Origin of the sequence: Streptomyces sp. NBC_01775 (assembly GCF_035917675.1) — a bacterium.
Lineage (GTDB): Bacteria > Actinomycetota > Actinomycetes > Streptomycetales > Streptomycetaceae > Streptomyces.
The window spans coordinates 3,334,124-3,348,596 of record NZ_CP109104.1 but is presented as its reverse complement, the minus strand read 5'-3'; the positions used below and the strand labels follow the sequence as shown (position 1 = coordinate 3,348,596).

At 71.3% G+C, this 14,473-nt stretch carries 11 protein-coding genes; 3 read left to right on the top strand and 8 right to left on the bottom strand.

The window, feature by feature from the left end:
- Positions 1-5 precede the first annotated feature (5 nt).
- The 8 genes from OHB04_RS14890 to OHB04_RS14855 form a co-directional block, all read right to left on the bottom strand.
- Positions 6-1,607 carry a sensor histidine kinase gene (locus OHB04_RS14890; protein WP_326807596.1) on the bottom strand — a complete coding sequence of 534 codons (1,602 nt, stop codon included), beginning with the start codon at positions 1,605-1,607 and terminating at the stop codon, positions 6-8.
- Positions 1,608-1,684: 77 nt separating this feature from the next.
- Entirely contained in the window at positions 1,685-2,470 is a 786-nt protein-coding gene (locus tag OHB04_RS14885; RefSeq protein WP_326688166.1) for a succinate dehydrogenase/fumarate reductase iron-sulfur subunit, read from the bottom strand.
- Positions 2,467-4,437 carry a fumarate reductase/succinate dehydrogenase flavoprotein subunit gene (locus OHB04_RS14880; RefSeq protein ID WP_326688165.1) on the bottom strand — a complete coding sequence of 657 codons (1,971 nt, stop codon included), beginning with the start codon at positions 4,435-4,437 and terminating at the stop codon, positions 2,467-2,469. Before OHB04_RS14880 ends, OHB04_RS14885 begins: the two co-directional genes overlap by 4 nt.
- 68 nt (positions 4,438-4,505) lie before the next feature.
- On the bottom strand, positions 4,506-5,339 hold the full coding sequence (locus OHB04_RS14875; RefSeq protein ID WP_326688164.1) for a hypothetical protein: 834 nt from the start codon (positions 5,337-5,339) through the stop codon (positions 4,506-4,508).
- 52 nt (positions 5,340-5,391) lie between these two features.
- The gene (locus OHB04_RS14870) at positions 5,392-5,679 is read right to left on the bottom strand and encodes a hypothetical protein (RefSeq protein WP_326688163.1); all 288 of its coding nucleotides are present in this window, start codon (positions 5,677-5,679) and stop codon (positions 5,392-5,394) included.
- Between the two features lie 158 nt (positions 5,680-5,837).
- On the bottom strand, positions 5,838-6,467 hold the full coding sequence (locus OHB04_RS14865; RefSeq protein WP_326807595.1) for a hypothetical protein: 630 nt from the start codon (positions 6,465-6,467) through the stop codon (positions 5,838-5,840).
- A 69-nt stretch (positions 6,468-6,536) separates the two neighbouring features.
- Positions 6,537-7,382, bottom strand: coding sequence for a bestrophin-like domain (locus OHB04_RS14860; RefSeq protein WP_326688161.1), 846 nt, complete (start codon positions 7,380-7,382; stop codon positions 6,537-6,539).
- The gene (locus OHB04_RS14855; RefSeq protein ID WP_326688160.1) at positions 7,379-8,677 is read right to left on the bottom strand and encodes an urea ABC transporter substrate-binding protein; all 1,299 of its coding nucleotides are present in this window, start codon (positions 8,675-8,677) and stop codon (positions 7,379-7,381) included. The genes OHB04_RS14860 and OHB04_RS14855 overlap by 4 nt, the downstream gene beginning before the upstream one ends.
- Before the next feature lie 413 nt (positions 8,678-9,090).
- On the opposite strand from OHB04_RS14855, the gene OHB04_RS14850 reads away from it, so the two are divergent.
- The 3 genes from OHB04_RS14850 (at position 9,091) to typA (ending at position 14,347) form a co-directional block, all read left to right on the top strand.
- On the top strand, positions 9,091-9,489 hold the full coding sequence (locus OHB04_RS14850; RefSeq protein ID WP_326807594.1) for a nuclear transport factor 2 family protein: 399 nt from the start codon (positions 9,091-9,093) through the stop codon (positions 9,487-9,489).
- Positions 9,490-9,800: 311 nt separating this feature from the next.
- Positions 9,801-12,191 (top strand): ABC transporter family substrate-binding protein, encoded by a 2,391-nt coding sequence (locus OHB04_RS14845; RefSeq protein ID WP_326807593.1) that lies wholly within the window; start codon positions 9,801-9,803, stop codon positions 12,189-12,191.
- Between the two features lie 284 nt (positions 12,192-12,475).
- Positions 12,476-14,347, top strand: a complete 1,872-nt coding sequence (typA, locus tag OHB04_RS14840) for a translational GTPase TypA (protein WP_326688157.1) — start codon at positions 12,476-12,478, stop codon at positions 14,345-14,347.
- The last annotated feature ends 126 nt before the right edge of the window (positions 14,348-14,473 follow it).

Sequence of the window (14,473 nt, the reverse complement as noted above, 5' to 3'; positions counted from 1 at the left end):
GCGCCTCACGGGCGCAGCGCTTCGGCGGACACCAGCGTGCCCGCGCGGAAACAGAGCCGGTAGGCGTCCCCCGACCTGTCGTCGAAGAGGTCGGCGGTCATCGCGTAGTACTCGCACGTCGTTCCGTGTCCTGTCGGCGGGGGCGGGCTGTGCGCCGGTCGGTGCGCGGTCTGTTCGCCGGGCAGGTAGGCGGCGATCTCCGCCCTGTCCTGGCCGGGGCGCAGGCGGGTGAAGTCCTCGGCAGCCAGCACCGACCGCTCGGTCACCAGCATGTCCCACCAGGCCAGCGCCCCGCCCAGCAGGGCGGTGGCCAGCGCGCAGACGGCCGTGGCGACGAGCAGCGTGCGCCCGAGCGCACGACGGGCCCGCCGGTGCTGCTCATGGGGCGAGAGGGGCTCGTGGGGCGAAAGCGACGGTGACACCGACGGCTGGGGCGAGAGCGCGGGCGCCTGCGTCCGCGCCTGCGCGGGGCGCGTACGGGGCAGTCGCGCGCTGACGGCGAAACCGCCGTCCGGTGTGGGCCCGCAACTGAAGGTGCCGCCCGCCAGCCTGACGCGCTCGTCCAGCCCGACGAGCCCCCGCCCGCCCACCGTTCGCCCGCCCACCGTTCGCCCGCCCACCGTTCGCCCGCCCGCCGTTCGCCCGTCCGCTGTCCGTCCGGCCGTCGGCCGCCCGTCCGTCCGGTGCGCCGTCCCCTCCGAGGGCGGGCCGTTCTCGACCGCCACCCGGGACTCCTCGGCCCCATGGGTGACGTCGACCGTGACGGCGGCGCCGGGGGCGTGGCGGGCGGCGTTCGTGAGGGCCTCCTGCACCACCCGGTGCACGGCCCGCAGGACGACGACCGGCGGGCCGACCCCCGAGGCGCCGATCACCCGCGCCTCGACCGGCAGACCGGACGCGCGCGCTTCCTCCACGAGTCGGGCCACGTCGGTGTCGGCGGGCCGGGCCGGTGCGCCGTCCGCCTCCTCGCGCAGGACGCCGACCACCTCGCCGAGCCGGTCGACCGCCGCCTCGGCCCGGCCCCTGATGTCCTCGGCCGTCTGCTTGTGCTCCGCCGCCAGACCGGGCGCCAGCTTGAGGGCTCCCGCGGAGAGGGCGAGCAGGCTGAGGTCGTGGCCGAGGACGTCGTGCATGTCCTGGGCGATCCGCGACCGCTCGCGCAGCCGCGCCTGCTCGGCCACCAGTTGCCGCTCCCGCTCCAGCCGCTCGGCCCGCTCCCAGCCCGCCCGCACCAACTCCGCGTACTGGCGCCAGAAGCGGCCCACGCACCAGGACACCGTGCCGACGGCGATCACCACGGCGGCGTACCGGCTTCCCGGCGTCAGCCAGGACGGGACGGTGAACACCGCCACCATGTCCGCCACGACGACGCCGGCCAGCGTGAGCGCGGCGGGCAGCGCCCGCCCCCGCCGCCGCCCCGTGAGAAAGGCACACACCACTGTCGCCAACGCCCACCACGGGCTGACCAGCGAGGCGAGCCCGGCGGAGACCGCAACCCCCGCCATGAGCCCGACTCCCGCCCAGGCCCCGGTCCCGGCCCAGGCCTCGGCCCCGGTCCCGGAATCGGCCTCGGCCCGCGCCCCGCCCCTGCCTCGTTGCTCGTCCACGGAGCGACAGTACGAAGCAACCGGGCCCCGGACCACTGCCGAAAGTCCAACCCCCAACCCGTGGGGAGCCGGAACGGCTAGGTACGCCGCCGGATCACGTTCCCCAGCCACACCAGCGGATCGTACTTACGATCCGCGGCCCGCTCCTTGAGCGGGATCAGCGCGTTGTCCGTGATCTTGATGCCCTCCGGACAGACCTCCGTGCAGCACTTGGTGATGTTGCAGTATCCGAGCCCGTGCTCGTCCTGCGCCGTGGTCTTGCGGTCCAGGCCGTCGTCCTCCGCGGCGTCCAGCGGGTGCATGTCCAGCTCCGCGACGCGCATCAAGAAGCGCGGGCCGGCGAAGGCCGTCTTGTTCTCCTCGTGGTCCCGGACCACGTGACACGTGTCCTGGCACAAGAAGCACTCGATGCACTTGCGGAACTCCTGCGAGCGCCCCACGTCCTCCTGCTGCATCCGGTACTCACCGGGGCCGAGGTCCTGGGGCGGCACGAAGGCGGGGACCTCGCGGGCCTTCTCGTAGTTGAAGCCGACGTCGGTGACCAGGTCGCGCACCACGGGGAAGGCCCGCAGCGGCGTGACGGTGATGACGTCGGTCCGCTCGAAGACGGACATCCGCGTCATGCACAGCAGCCGGGGCCGCCCGTTGATCTCCGCGCTGCACGAACCGCACTTGCCCGCCTTGCAGTTCCAGCGCACCGCGAGGTCCGGGGCCTGGGTGGCCTGGAGGCGGTGGATGATGTCGAGGACGACCTCGCCCTCGTTCACCTCGACGGTGAAGTCCTCCAGGCCGCCGCCGTCCACATCGCCGCGCCAGACCTTGAAGTGCGCGTCGTAGCTCGTCGTGTCCGCAGCGGTAGTCACTCGGTCGTCAGCTCCTCGTCGGTCAGGTACTTGATCAGCTCGTCCTTCTCGAACAGATCGAGGAGATCGCCGCGGATCGGGGGCATCTCCCGCCGCCGGATGGTGATGCGCCCGCCGCCCTCCTCGCGGGAGCCGGCGGACTCCTCGGCGCCCTCGGGCTCGGCCGTCCCGTCCGCCAGCGTGCAGACGAGGTTGGCGCGGCGCCACTCGCGGTCCATCGCGGGGTAGTCGTCGCGGGTGTGGCCGCCGCGCGACTCCGTCCGGTTCCGCGCGGCACGGGCCACGCATTCGCTGACCAGCAGCATGTTCCGCAGGTCCAGCGCCAGGTGCCAGCCCGGGTTGAACTGCCGGTGCCCCTCGATCCCCGCCCGCCTGGCCCGCCCGCGCAGCTCGGCCAGCTTCGCCAGGGCCTGGGTCATCTCCTCCTCGCGGCGGATGATGCCGACCAGGTTGTTCATCGCCTGCTGGAGCTCCTGGTGGACGGTGTACGGGTTCTCCGGCGGCACTGCCGCGCCGGTCTTCGGCGCGGGGGCCTCGGCGACGTTGAACGGGCGCAGTGCCTCGTCGGCCGCCGCCGCGACCTGCTCCTCGCTCACGGCGGGCCGCTCGGGGCCGTACCCGCGGGCGTACTCCGCCGCGTACAGCCCGGCCCGCCGCCCGAAGACCAGCAGGTCGGACAGCGAGTTGCCGCCCAGCCTGTTGGAGCCGTGCATGCCGCCGGCGACCTCGCCCGCGGCGAAGAGGCCGGGGACGCCGCGCGCCGCCGCCGTCTCCGAGTCGACGTCCACGCCGCCCATGACGTAGTGGCAGGTGGGCCCGACCTCCATGGGCTCGGCGGTGATGTCCACGTCCGCCAGCTCCATGAACTGGTGGTGCATGGAGGGCAGCCGTCGCTTGATCACCTCGGCGGGCATCCGGGTCGAGACGTCGAGGTAGACGCCGCCGTGCGGGGTGCCGCGCCCGGCTTTGACCTCGGAGTTGATGGCGCGGGCCACCTCGTCGCGGGGCAGCAGCTCGGGCGGGCGGCGGTTGTTGTCCGGGTCCTCGTACCAGCCGTCGGCCTCCTGCTCGGACTCGGCGTACTTCTCCTTGAAGACGTCCGGCACGTAGTCGAACATGAAGCGCTTGCCCTCGGAGTTGCGCAGCACCCCGCCGTCGCCGCGCACCGACTCGGTGACCAGGATCCCCTTCACCGACGGCGGCCAGACCATGCCGGTCGGGTGGAACTGCACGAACTCCATGTTGATGAGCGAGGCCCCGGCCAGCAGCGCCAGCGCGTGCCCGTCGCCGGTGTACTCCCAGGAGTTGGAGGTCACCTTGAACGACTTGCCGATGCCGCCGGTCGCCAGGACGACCGAGGGGGCCTCCATCACGAAGAAGCGGCCCGTCTCGCGCTCGTAGCAGAAGGCGCCGGAGACCTTCTCGCCGTCCTTGAGCACGCGCGTGACCGTGCACTCCTGGAAGACCTTGATCCGCGCCTCGTAGTCGCCGGACTCCTTGAAGTCCTCCTGCTGGAGCGCGACGACCTTCTGCTGGAGCGTCCTGATCAGCTCCAGCCCGGTGCGGTCGCCCACGTGGGCCAGGCGTGGATACTCGTGCCCGCCGAAGTTGCGCTGCGAGATCCGGCCGTCCTTCGTACGGTCGAACAGCGCGCCCCAGGTCTCCAGCTCCCACACCCGGTCGGGGGCCTCGCGCGCGTGCAGCTCGGCCATCCGCCACTGGTTGAGGAACTTGCCGCCGCGCATGGTGTCGCGGAAGTGCACCTGCCAGTTGTCGCCCTCGTTGACGTTGCCCATGCTGGCCGCGATGCCGCCCTCGGCCATCACCGTATGGGCCTTGCCGAACAGTGACTTGCAGATGACGGCGGTGCGCAGGCCCTGCTCCCGTGCCTCGATCGCGGCCCGCAGCCCGGCGCCGCCGGCGCCGATGATCACCACGTCCCACTGTTGGCGTTCCACTTGCGTCATGTCTCGTACATCCCTCTCGGAAAGAAGCCGCCGCTCGAAGAAGCCGGCGCTCGGAAAGAAGCCGCCGCTCAGAAGAAGCGCGGGTCGGTGAAGGCGCCGGTCGCCACCAGGTAGACGTAGAAGTCCGCGACGGCGACGCTGATCAGCGAGGCCCAGGCGAGCAGCATGTGGCGCTCGTTGAGCTTTCCGACCCAGCCCCACATGCGATAGCGCACGGGGTGCTTGGAGAAGTGCTTCAGCCGGCCGCCGATGATGTGGCGGCACGAGTGGCAGGAGAGGGTGTACGCCCAGATCAGCACGATGTTGACGAGGAAGACCACGGTGCCCAGGCCCATGTGGCCCCACTCGTAGTGCTCGTCGCGGAAGCCGAGGAGGGTGTCCCAGGTCAGGATCAGCGCGACCAGGACCGCCGCGTAGAAGAAGTAGCGGTGGATGTTCTGGAGGATCAGCGGGAAGCGGGTCTCACCGGTGTACTTCTTGTGCGGCTCGGCCACGGCACAGGCCGGGGGAGAGGCCCAGAAGCCCCGGTAGTACGCCTTGCGGTAGTAGTAGCAGGTGAGCCGGAAGCCCAGCGGGAAGATCAGGATGATCAGCGCGGGCGACAGGCCCCACCAGTCGCCGAGCAGGCCGAAGTTGGGGCCGCCCTTCATGGCGTGGCAGTTGTCCGCGAGGCAGGGCGAGTAGAACGGCGACACGTAGGGCGCCGAGTAGTAGTCGGCGTTCGCGAACGCGCGCCAGGTGGAGTAGACGACGAACGCGAGCAGCCCGAATGCGGTGACCGCCGGGGCGAGCCACCAGCGGTCCTTGCGCAGATGGGGCTCGGCGATGGCGGCGCGCGTGCTCCCACGCACGCCGCCGGGCTGCGGGCCCGTGTTCAGTTGGGGTTCGGTGCCAGTGGCCAACGGTTTCTCCGGATGTGACGACGGGGGATCGGGGCAGTACGGACCTGCCTCATCAGGGCGCGTGCCGGTCCTGCGCTCCCAGCCCCTCGTCGTCGACGTCCGTCCACAGCCCCGCGTCGTAGGGCTGTTCGGGAATCGTCACCATCTCGACGCGCGGCTCGGCCGGTGGTCGGGGGGCGGCAGCTCTCAGGAGGGAGAGCGACTCCTTCAGGTGTTCGGTGTCGCTCCGCACCCGGCGTATCTCCAGCCCGGTGCCGACCCGCTCCTCCAAGCGGGCGACGCTGCGGGCGAGATCGTCGAGACAGCGTTGAGCGGCTGTCAGTTCGTCTTGCAAAGACATGAGTTGCCCACCTCCGCGGTGGTGGCGGCTGGCGTTGGTCCATGCGCGTGGCGAGTGTTGCGCGTCACACTCCCGCTTGTGAAGGGTGCGTCACGCCTTTCCGCCCGGACGGACCATCGCGGATGCCTTGGCAGGGGGGCCGTGGCGGGCTCCCGGGCCTACGGGCCGCCGTCACCCGAACGAGGGGCACCCAGCAGCCAGTTACCCGGTGCGTCGGGATCGGCGCTGGTGAAGAACTCCACGAACGCCTCGTGGACCTCGTTGTGCTCCAGCGCGCCGCTCCCGTCGCGGTCCAGGGTGCGGTAGGCGGTGCGCAGATCGTGCTCGGAGGAGAGCCGGAAGCCCGCCGCCAGCAGGACCCGGTACTCGCGCTCGGACAGGAGGTTGTCGCCGTTCCCGTCCGCGAGGTCGACCATGGCGCAGCACAGCGAGTTGACGGCCGCCACCAGCGCCCGGTGCCGCCCGGTGAGCGCCTGGGCGAGCCCCGCGGTGAAGGCCGCCCGGTCCTGGACGCCGGTGCCCGCGCTGTCGTGCAGCCGCCACAGCTTGCGGAAACAGCCGTGCAGCCGGCGGTGCTCCCGGCACCCGGGGCGCCGCCGGAAGGCCCGCGCGACGCGCTCGGCCGCCAGCTCGTAGTCGTGGAACGTCAGCCGCCGGTCATACCGGGGCCCCGGGCCGGGGCCGGGATCGAGCAGGCAGTCGAACCAGCGGTGCGCCTTCCACCTCAGCAGCGGGTCCAGCGTCGGATGCCGGGCCCCGGTCGATCCCGGCGGCGCCCCGGCGGGCACACGCCTGGGGGCCCGTCGGCGGAACGACCACAGCGGGGGCCATGAGGAGGGGCAGGGGCACACAGCGGCTCATCTCTCCTGGGAGCGCAAATGGTCCTGGACGGTCTCGAACGTGTCGGGCCTGATGCCCGCGTCGCCCTCGAAGGGCTTCTCGAAGGAGGTGACCAGAAAGACGGTGAGTGCCACGACGGCGGCCAGCACGGACACGATGACCCGCTGGAGCCAGCCGCGGCGGACCCCGAAGAGGAACACGGTGACGACCGCGAGGACGCCGCCGCAGTAGAACATCAGCCAGACCACGGCCGGGACGTCCCGCACCCCCGCGCGCAGCCGCAGCCTGCGGTTGTCGTCGAGCTGGTTGAGGCGCTCGATGGAGGGGGCGTACAGGGCGTTCTCCCGGTCCTCGGGGCCCATGCTGGTGTAGATCGTCCACAGCTCGGCCAGCGCCGCCTGGGCCTGCGGGTCCGAGCCGCGCCGGGTCATGGCGTGCCACTCGTCGTCGATGACGATGCCCGCGTAGGTCAGCGACGTCTCGCGCACCTGCCGGTGCACGGGGCCCGAGAACCCCTTGGACATCCGCTCCAGGTCGGCCAGCGCGTTGGCCTCCTGCGCGACGGTGGTGTCGGCGCGCGAGTAGCCGTCCCACACGACCACGACGGAGAAGTGGACGAGGGTGGCGTACAGCGAACCCACGATCGCGAAGACCGCCGCCTGCACCGCCACGTTCTGTTCGGCCACCACGTGCCGCACCCCGTGCCTGGCCAGCGGCAGCCCCGCGTTGACGAGCACCACGGCCGTGGCGACCAGCAGCAGGCAGGTCACCACGGCGGGGAGGTCCGCGAGCCGGATGGCGACCAGCCCCGCGCCCGAGCCCAGCAGCAGGAGCCAGGGGAGCCACAGACGGTGGTGTTTCACGGGGCGCCGGGCCGGGATTCCAGGGGGAGTTTGGGACCGCCGGGCTTGCGCTCCCAGCGCTTTCCCCACCCCTGGTAGAGGTAGCTGACGAGGCTGTCCCACTCCTGCTTGCTGCGGTACGGGCTGTAGGGGGCCGGGCGGATGACGGCCTCGGAGGACCAGACGGGCTCGATCCTGCCGTCGAGCCGGATGCGCCCGACGCGGGCCCGCTTCCACAGGTGACGGTTTTGCCGGTCGGCGTAGACGGTGCCGCCCGGCGCTTTGACGGAGGCACCGCGCACCGAGCGCAGCACCGCCTCCGGCGAGGTGTTTCCCGCTGCGCGCACGGCACGTGCCCACAGGTGCACCCCCGCGTAGGCCGCCGCCACCGTGTCGGAGACGTGCGGGACGCCGTAGCGCCGCTTGAACTCCCGCACAAACGTCTGGTTGACGTGGTCCGGCAGGGACTCGAAATAGTTGGCCGCGACGTAGTCGCCCGCGACGAAGGCCCCGGATTTCCTGCGGGCCTCCAGGGAACGCAACTCCCATTCGTCCGCTACGAGATTGAGCGTGGGAATGCGCTGCGCGTCGGCGTCGCCGCTTCTGAGGGCGCTGAAGAAAGGGCCGTTGGTGTCGCCTGCGAGAGCCGAGACGATGACATCGGGCTCGGTCTTGTGGATTCTGAGGACGGTGCCCTTGACGTCGCGTGAACGGGGCAGCAGATACTCCTCTCCGAGCACCCGCCCGCCGGAGGACATCAGTTGGGAATGCACGAGTGCGAGGGATACGCGCGGATAGATGTAGTCGGAGCCGACGAGAAAGAACGTGCGGGCCCCGTTGTCCAGGAACCACTGGATCGCCGGGGTGATGTACTGGTTCGGGGTCGCCCCGGTGTAGACCACACGGCGTGAGGACTCACCGCCCTCGTAGACCGCCGGGTAGAACAGCAGTCCGCCGTTCCGCTCCACCACCGGGATCATGCTGCGGCGCGCGGCCGATTCGTACCCTCCGAAGATCACCTGGACTCCGCCCCTGGTCAGCAGCCTTTCGGTCTCCTTGGCGAAGACCCTTCGGCTGGAGCGCCCGTCCGCGAGGATGGGCACCACCTTCCGGCCCAGCAGGCCTCCTTGGGCGTTGATCTCGTCGATCGCCATCACCGTCGCGTCGTTGAGCGGCTTCTCCGCCTGGGCGAGCCGGCCGGTGTGGGAGTGCAGGATCCCCACCCGGAGCGGGGGCCTGGGATGCGGGTCGGCCGGGGTGACCGCTGAGAGGAGCAGGACGTAGGCGAGGACCGCCAGCGTCATGAGCGTGACCATCCCGCGCTCTCTCGCGGTCGGCCTCATGGTCTCGGCTGGCAATTCCCGTACCGCAGGGCCCAGTTAACACTTACCTCCCGCATCGCTTCCTCCTCGCCCGCCGCGGCGCCCTCCATGACCTGCCGTGAAGCATCCACGAAAGCCGACCCCCCAGTCCATGGATTTCTGCTTTGCGGCCCGAATGAGTGAAATGACGAGAATTATTCATGGAGTTCGCCGCAATGGCCGCTTCCGCTTTTACGAAATCCATGCGAGAACCCGGAAGTTCACCCCGCTATTCACACCCGCCCCCGCCACCCCCGGGGCACGCTCGCGGGCGGCCGGCCCCTGGCTGTCGGAGGCGGGCGGCCGGGGGAGGCGGGGCGGCGGGCGGAGGCGGTCGGTTGTCGAAGGCGGCTGCCAGACTCCACGGCATGAGACCTGTGGACGTGGTGACGCAGCTGTGGGAGCGGATAGATGCCAGGGACTGGCCGGGGATGGAGCGGCTGGTAGCGGCGGACGTCGTCGTGGAGTGGCCGGTCAGCGGCGAGCGGATCGTGGGGCGGGCGAATTTCGTCGCGGTCCAGAGCGAGTATCCGGAGGGCTGGTCCATACGGGTCCTGCGGATCGTCGCGCAGGGTGAGCAGGAGCCCGGCCGGCCCGCCGAGGTCGTCTCCGAAGTCGAGGTGCCGCACACGGAGTTGGGCATCTTCCGCGCCGCCTCGTTCTGGACCGTCCACGACGGCCGTATCACCGCGGCAACGGAGTACTGGACGGATCTGTACGGCGAGCAGCCTCCGGTATGGAGACAGGAGCTGACCGAGGCGATGTGACGGGCCGCTGTGACGGGCGGTTTCAGCGAGCCGCTGCGAGGCGGCCGTCCGGGGCGGCAGCCGGAGCGGGGTCCGGGTGCCGCGTCGGGGGCCGTGCCCGGGCCCCGCGCCGGGGCTGCCAGGGGCCGTGGCCGGGGTGCCGCCGCGCGGCGGAGTGGCGTGCTCCGCATGGGTGGCGTGCGGGGTCCGTGCGCCGTGTCTGCGGGGTCTCCCGCGCGGGAGCGCCTTCAGTGGGGCGAAAGATGTGATGAGCCGCCAAAACCGCTGAGGGTGGACGTACGCGGATGCGCGGCAAGCCCTGGAGGTTTCAGATGCGAGCCGTCCCAGCCGAATCAGACGGGCCAGCGAAGCCGGCCCCGTCAGCGAGAGTCACCCGGCGGAGGGGAGCCTTCCGGAACCGGCGGACGGGAGCCCTCCGGACCGCACGAACCTTCCGCAGGACGAGCGCCGTACTCGTCGCGGGGGCGCTGCTTCCGCTCCCGCTCGCCGGAGCGGGCACGGCCACCGGGGCCCAGGCGGGCGCCGCCCACGACGCGACGGGCGACATCCGCACGACCGACCGGCAGGAGGTCTCCTCGGGCGGCACCGTGCGCTGGGCGGTGGACGCGGCACCCACCACCTTCAACGCCTTCCAGCCCGACGCGGGCGAGGCGACGGCCAAGGTCACCGGCGCCACCCTCCCCTCCCTCTTCACCCTCGACGAACAAGGGGCGCCGCAGGCCAACGAGGACTATCTGCGCTCGGCCGAGGTCACCAAGACCGAGCCGCGCCAGACCGTCGTCTACAAGCTCAGCCACAGGGCGCGCTGGAACAACGGCCGGGCCGTGAGCACGGCCGATTTCCGCGCCCAGTGGAAGGCGCTGCGCGGCAAGGACGACGCGTACTGGGCGGCGCGGAACGCCGGGTACGACCGGATCCGCAGCGTCACCAGGGGGGAGGGGGCCCGCGAGGTCAAGGTCGTCTTCGCCAAGCCCTACGCGGACTGGCGCTCCCTGTTCACCCCGCTCTACCCCCGCCAGGCCATGCGCAGCCCGAAGGCGTTCAACGACAGGACCCGCGACGCGCTCCCCGCCGCGGCCGGACCCTTCCGGGTCGCGGGCAAGGCAGGCGGCGCCAAGGGCCAGGGCGGCAAGCGTGGCACCACCGTTCTGGAGCGCAATCCGCACTGGTGGGGCGAGCGCGCGAAGCTGAGCCGTATCGAGCTGAAGGCCGTACCCCGCCACAAGCGGGCCAAGGCACTGGCGAACGGGAAGCTGGACCTGGCCGACGTGGACGAGGCGTCGGCCAGGAGGATCGGTGCCGCGCACCACCTCGGCGGCCCCCAGCGCCCCCGCACCCGCCACGGGGACAAGCAGGCCCACAAGGCCGAGCACAAGGCCCACAAGGCCGAGCGCGCCGCCCGGAGGCGGGCCGCGGCGCTCCCGAAGGGCCTCGGCAAGGCGCTCCGGAAGTACGAGGTGCGCAAGGCCCTCGACTCGGCCTACACCCAGCTCTCCCTCAACGGCTCCAGCGGCCCCCTCGCCGATGACCGGGTACGCCGCGCCGTGGCCCGCGCTCTCGACCGGGACGAGCTGGCCCACAAGGCGCTCGGCCGCGTCGGCCTCCCCGACGAGCCGCTGGGCAACCATCTGCGGATGGCCAACCAGGACGGCTACAAGGACAACAGCGACGCGGCGGGCGGCATGGACATCGACTCCGCCCAGTCGCTGCTGGCCGACGCGGGCTGGAAGACCGGCGGCTCGCTCCTCCAGGGCAAGGCCGCGGGCGCGAAGAAGCCCGGCGGCAAGAAGGGCCACGGCAAGCACGGCAAGGACGGCAGGCACGGCAAGAAGCCGGGCGGCGGCCCGGCCGCGCCGCCCGGCGAGGCGTCCTCCCCCGACGCAGGCGCCTCGGCGCCCTACCGCGCCGAGGCCGAGGCGTCCGTCGTACGGCTCACCCGCGCCCAGATGGCCCGGGTCACCGGCAAGCCGCTCAGCCTCGCGGCCTCCGCCACCAGCCAGCGCGGCGCCCTCCTCGCGCAGGCCGCGCACGCCGATCTGGAGCAGGCCCGGCTCCTCCGCTCCCCGCGCAAGCTGAGCCGGGCCCGCGCCGCGCTGGCCACCGCGCAGAACGTCCGCGCGACGGCGGGCGAACTCCAGCTGCTCACGCGCGGCAAGTCCATGGCCGTACGGACCAAGAACGGCAAGCCGCTCGCGCTGCGCTTCGTCCTGCCGGGCGGCCCGGGCTCCGCGCCGATCCGGGTCTCGGGCGAGCGCATCGCGGACATGCTCAACGGCGTCGGGATCCGCACCCAGATCAAGGAAGTCCCGAACGAGAGTTACTTCAAGGACCACATCGCGGCGGGCGAGTACGATCTCGCGCTCTTCTCGTGGCCCGCTTCCGCCTACCCGGCGACCGAGACGAAGCCGATCTTCTCCAAGCCGCAGCCCGCGGCCGACGGCTCGCTGCTGGTCGAACAGAACTACGCGCGGATCGGCACCGACCAGATCGACCAGCTCTTCGAGCAGGCGGCCGGCGAGCTGGACGACGGCCGTCGCCGCGAGCTGGTGGGGAAGGCGGACGCCCGGATCTGGGCGGTGGCCGGCTCCGTGCCGCTCTACCAGCGCCCGCAGCTGGTGGCGGCCAGGCGCGCACTGGCCAACGCCGGAGCGTTCGGCTTCGCCACCCCCCGGTACCAGGACATCGGGTACCACAAGGGCTAGCCCCGGTCTTCGGTCTCGCCTTCGGTCTCGCCTCGGTCTCGTCTTCTGGCCCGCCTCGGGCTCGCCTCCGGATCCGCCGGGCCCGGCCGGGGCCCGGGGAGGCCCCCGACCAGCGACGACGAGCGCCGGACGGCGCCGTACATCGGCCCCGTCCGGCGCTTCGCGCGCGGCCCCGTACCATGGTTGACGAGGCCGTGGCGAGATGTGCCCGGCGAAGAGGGCGCGCAGGTCCCGCAGCGCGGAGCGCGCGGCCCCATCCAGCAACCCGGGAGACACGCCCCAGCATGCCCACGCGTCACGACATCCGTAACGTCGCCATCGTCGCTCACGTCGACCACGGCAAGACAACTCTGGTCGATGCCATGCTCAAGCAGGCGGGGGCCTTCGCGGCCCATCAGCTGGAGTCCGTGGACGACCGGATGATGGACTCCAACGATCTTGAGCGCGAGAAGGGCATCACCATTCTCGCGAAGAACACCGCCATCAAGTACCACCCCAAGGACGGTGGCGACCCCGTCACCATCAACATCATCGACACCCCCGGCCACGCCGACTTCGGCGGCGAGGTCGAGCGCGGGCTCTCGATGGTGGACGCGGTCGTGCTGCTGGTGGACGCCTCCGAGGGCCCGCTGCCGCAGACCCGCTTCGTGCTGCGCAAGGCGCTGGAGGCCCGCCTCCCCGTCATCCTGTGCATCAACAAGACGGACCGGTCCGACGCCCGCATCGCCGCCGTCGTGGACGAGACCTACGACCTGTTCCTGGACCTGGACGCGGACGAGGAGCAGATCGAGTTCCCGATCGTCTACGCCTGCGCCCGCGACGGCATCGCCTCGCTGACGCAGCCCGCCGACGGCGAGGTGCCCTCGGACAGCACCACCGTGGAGCCGTTCTTCACGACGCTGCTGGAGACGGTGCCGGCACCGGTGTACGAGGCGGACGCGCCGCTCCAGGCGCACGTCACCAACCTCGACGCGGACAACTTCCTGGGCCGTATCGCGCTGCTGCGCGTCGAGGCGGGCGAGCTGAAGAAGGGCCAGACCGTGGCCTGGATGAAGCGCGACGGCTCGGTCCAGAACGTGCGGATCACCGAGCTGATGATGACCGAGGCCCTGACCCGCAAGCCCGCGGAGAAGGCCGGCCCCGGCGACATCTGCGCGGTGGCCGGTATCCCGGACATCATGATCGGCGAGACGCTCGCCGACCCGGAGAACGCGGTGGCGCTCCCGCTGATCACGGTGGACGAGCCCGCGATCTCCATGACCATCGGTACGAACAACTCGCCGCTGGTCGGCAAGGGCGGCAAGGGCCACAAGGTCACGGCGCGGCTCGTGAAGGACCGGCTGGATCGCGAGCTGGTCGGTAACGTCTCGCTGCGCGTGCTGCCCACCGAGCGCCCCGACACCTGGGAGGTGCAGGGCCGCGGCGAGCTGGCCCTGGCCATCCTGGTCGAGACGATGCGCCGCGAGGGCTTCGAGCTGACGGTCGGCAAGCCCGAGGTCGTCACGCGCGAGATCGACGGCAAGCTGCACGAGCCGATCGAGCGCATGACGATCGACGCGCCCGAGGAGCACCTGGGCGCGATCACGCAGCTCATGGCCACCCGCAAGGGCCGTATGGAGACGATGACCAACCACGGCTCCGGCTGGGTGCGTATGGAGTGGATCGTGCCCGCGCGCGGCCTGATCGGCTTCCGTACGGAGTTCCTGACCGAGACCCGCGGCACCGGCATCGCGCACTCGCTCTTCGAGGGGCACGAGCCGTGGTTCGGCGAGCTGCGCACGCGCCACAGCGGCTCGCTGGTCGCCGACAGGGCGGGCAAGGCGACACCGTTCGCCATGATGAATCTCCAGGAGCGCGGCACGATCTTCATCGAGCCGGGCACCGAGGTGTACGAGGGCATGCTCGTCGGCGAGAACTCCCGCTCCGACGACATGGACGTCAACATCACCAAGGAAAAGAAGATGACCAACATGCGGGCGGCTTCCGCCGACACCACGGAGAACCTGGTGCCGCCGCGGAAGCTCTCGCTGGAGCAGTCGTTGGAGTTCTGCCGGGAGGACGAGTGCATCGAGGTCACCCCGGAGACCATTCGCATTCGCAAGGTGAACTTGGACATGAAGGAGCGGGGGAGGGCTGCGGCGCGGGCCAAGCGGTGACGCTCCGCTTGTGACCTTCGGTCGTGTAGGGGTCGCACCCTGGTGGGTGCGACCCCTTCTCGTTTCTGGGGCTTCGCCCCTGGTGGCCCGTCTTGGGGCTTTGTCTCTGTTGACCCGGTTTTGATG

Excerpts from the sequence above, each read along its gene's own strand:
- OHB04_RS14880 (WP_326688165.1), bottom strand. The coding sequence starts at position 4,437 with ATGACGCAAGTGGAACGCCAACAGTGGGACGTGGTGATCATCGGCGCC.
- OHB04_RS14870 (WP_326688163.1), bottom strand. The coding sequence starts at position 5,679 with ATGTCTTTGCAAGACGAACTGACAGCCGCTCAACGCTGTCTCGACGAT.
- OHB04_RS14850 (WP_326807594.1), top strand. The coding sequence starts at position 9,091 with ATGAGACCTGTGGACGTGGTGACGCAGCTGTGGGAGCGGATAGATGCC.
- OHB04_RS14855 (WP_326688160.1), bottom strand. The coding sequence starts at position 8,677 with ATGGTCACGCTCATGACGCTGGCGGTCCTCGCCTACGTCCTGCTCCTC.
- typA (WP_326688157.1), top strand. The coding sequence starts at position 12,476 with ATGCCCACGCGTCACGACATCCGTAACGTCGCCATCGTCGCTCACGTC.
- OHB04_RS14845 (WP_326807593.1), top strand. The coding sequence starts at position 9,801 with ATGCGAGCCGTCCCAGCCGAATCAGACGGGCCAGCGAAGCCGGCCCCG.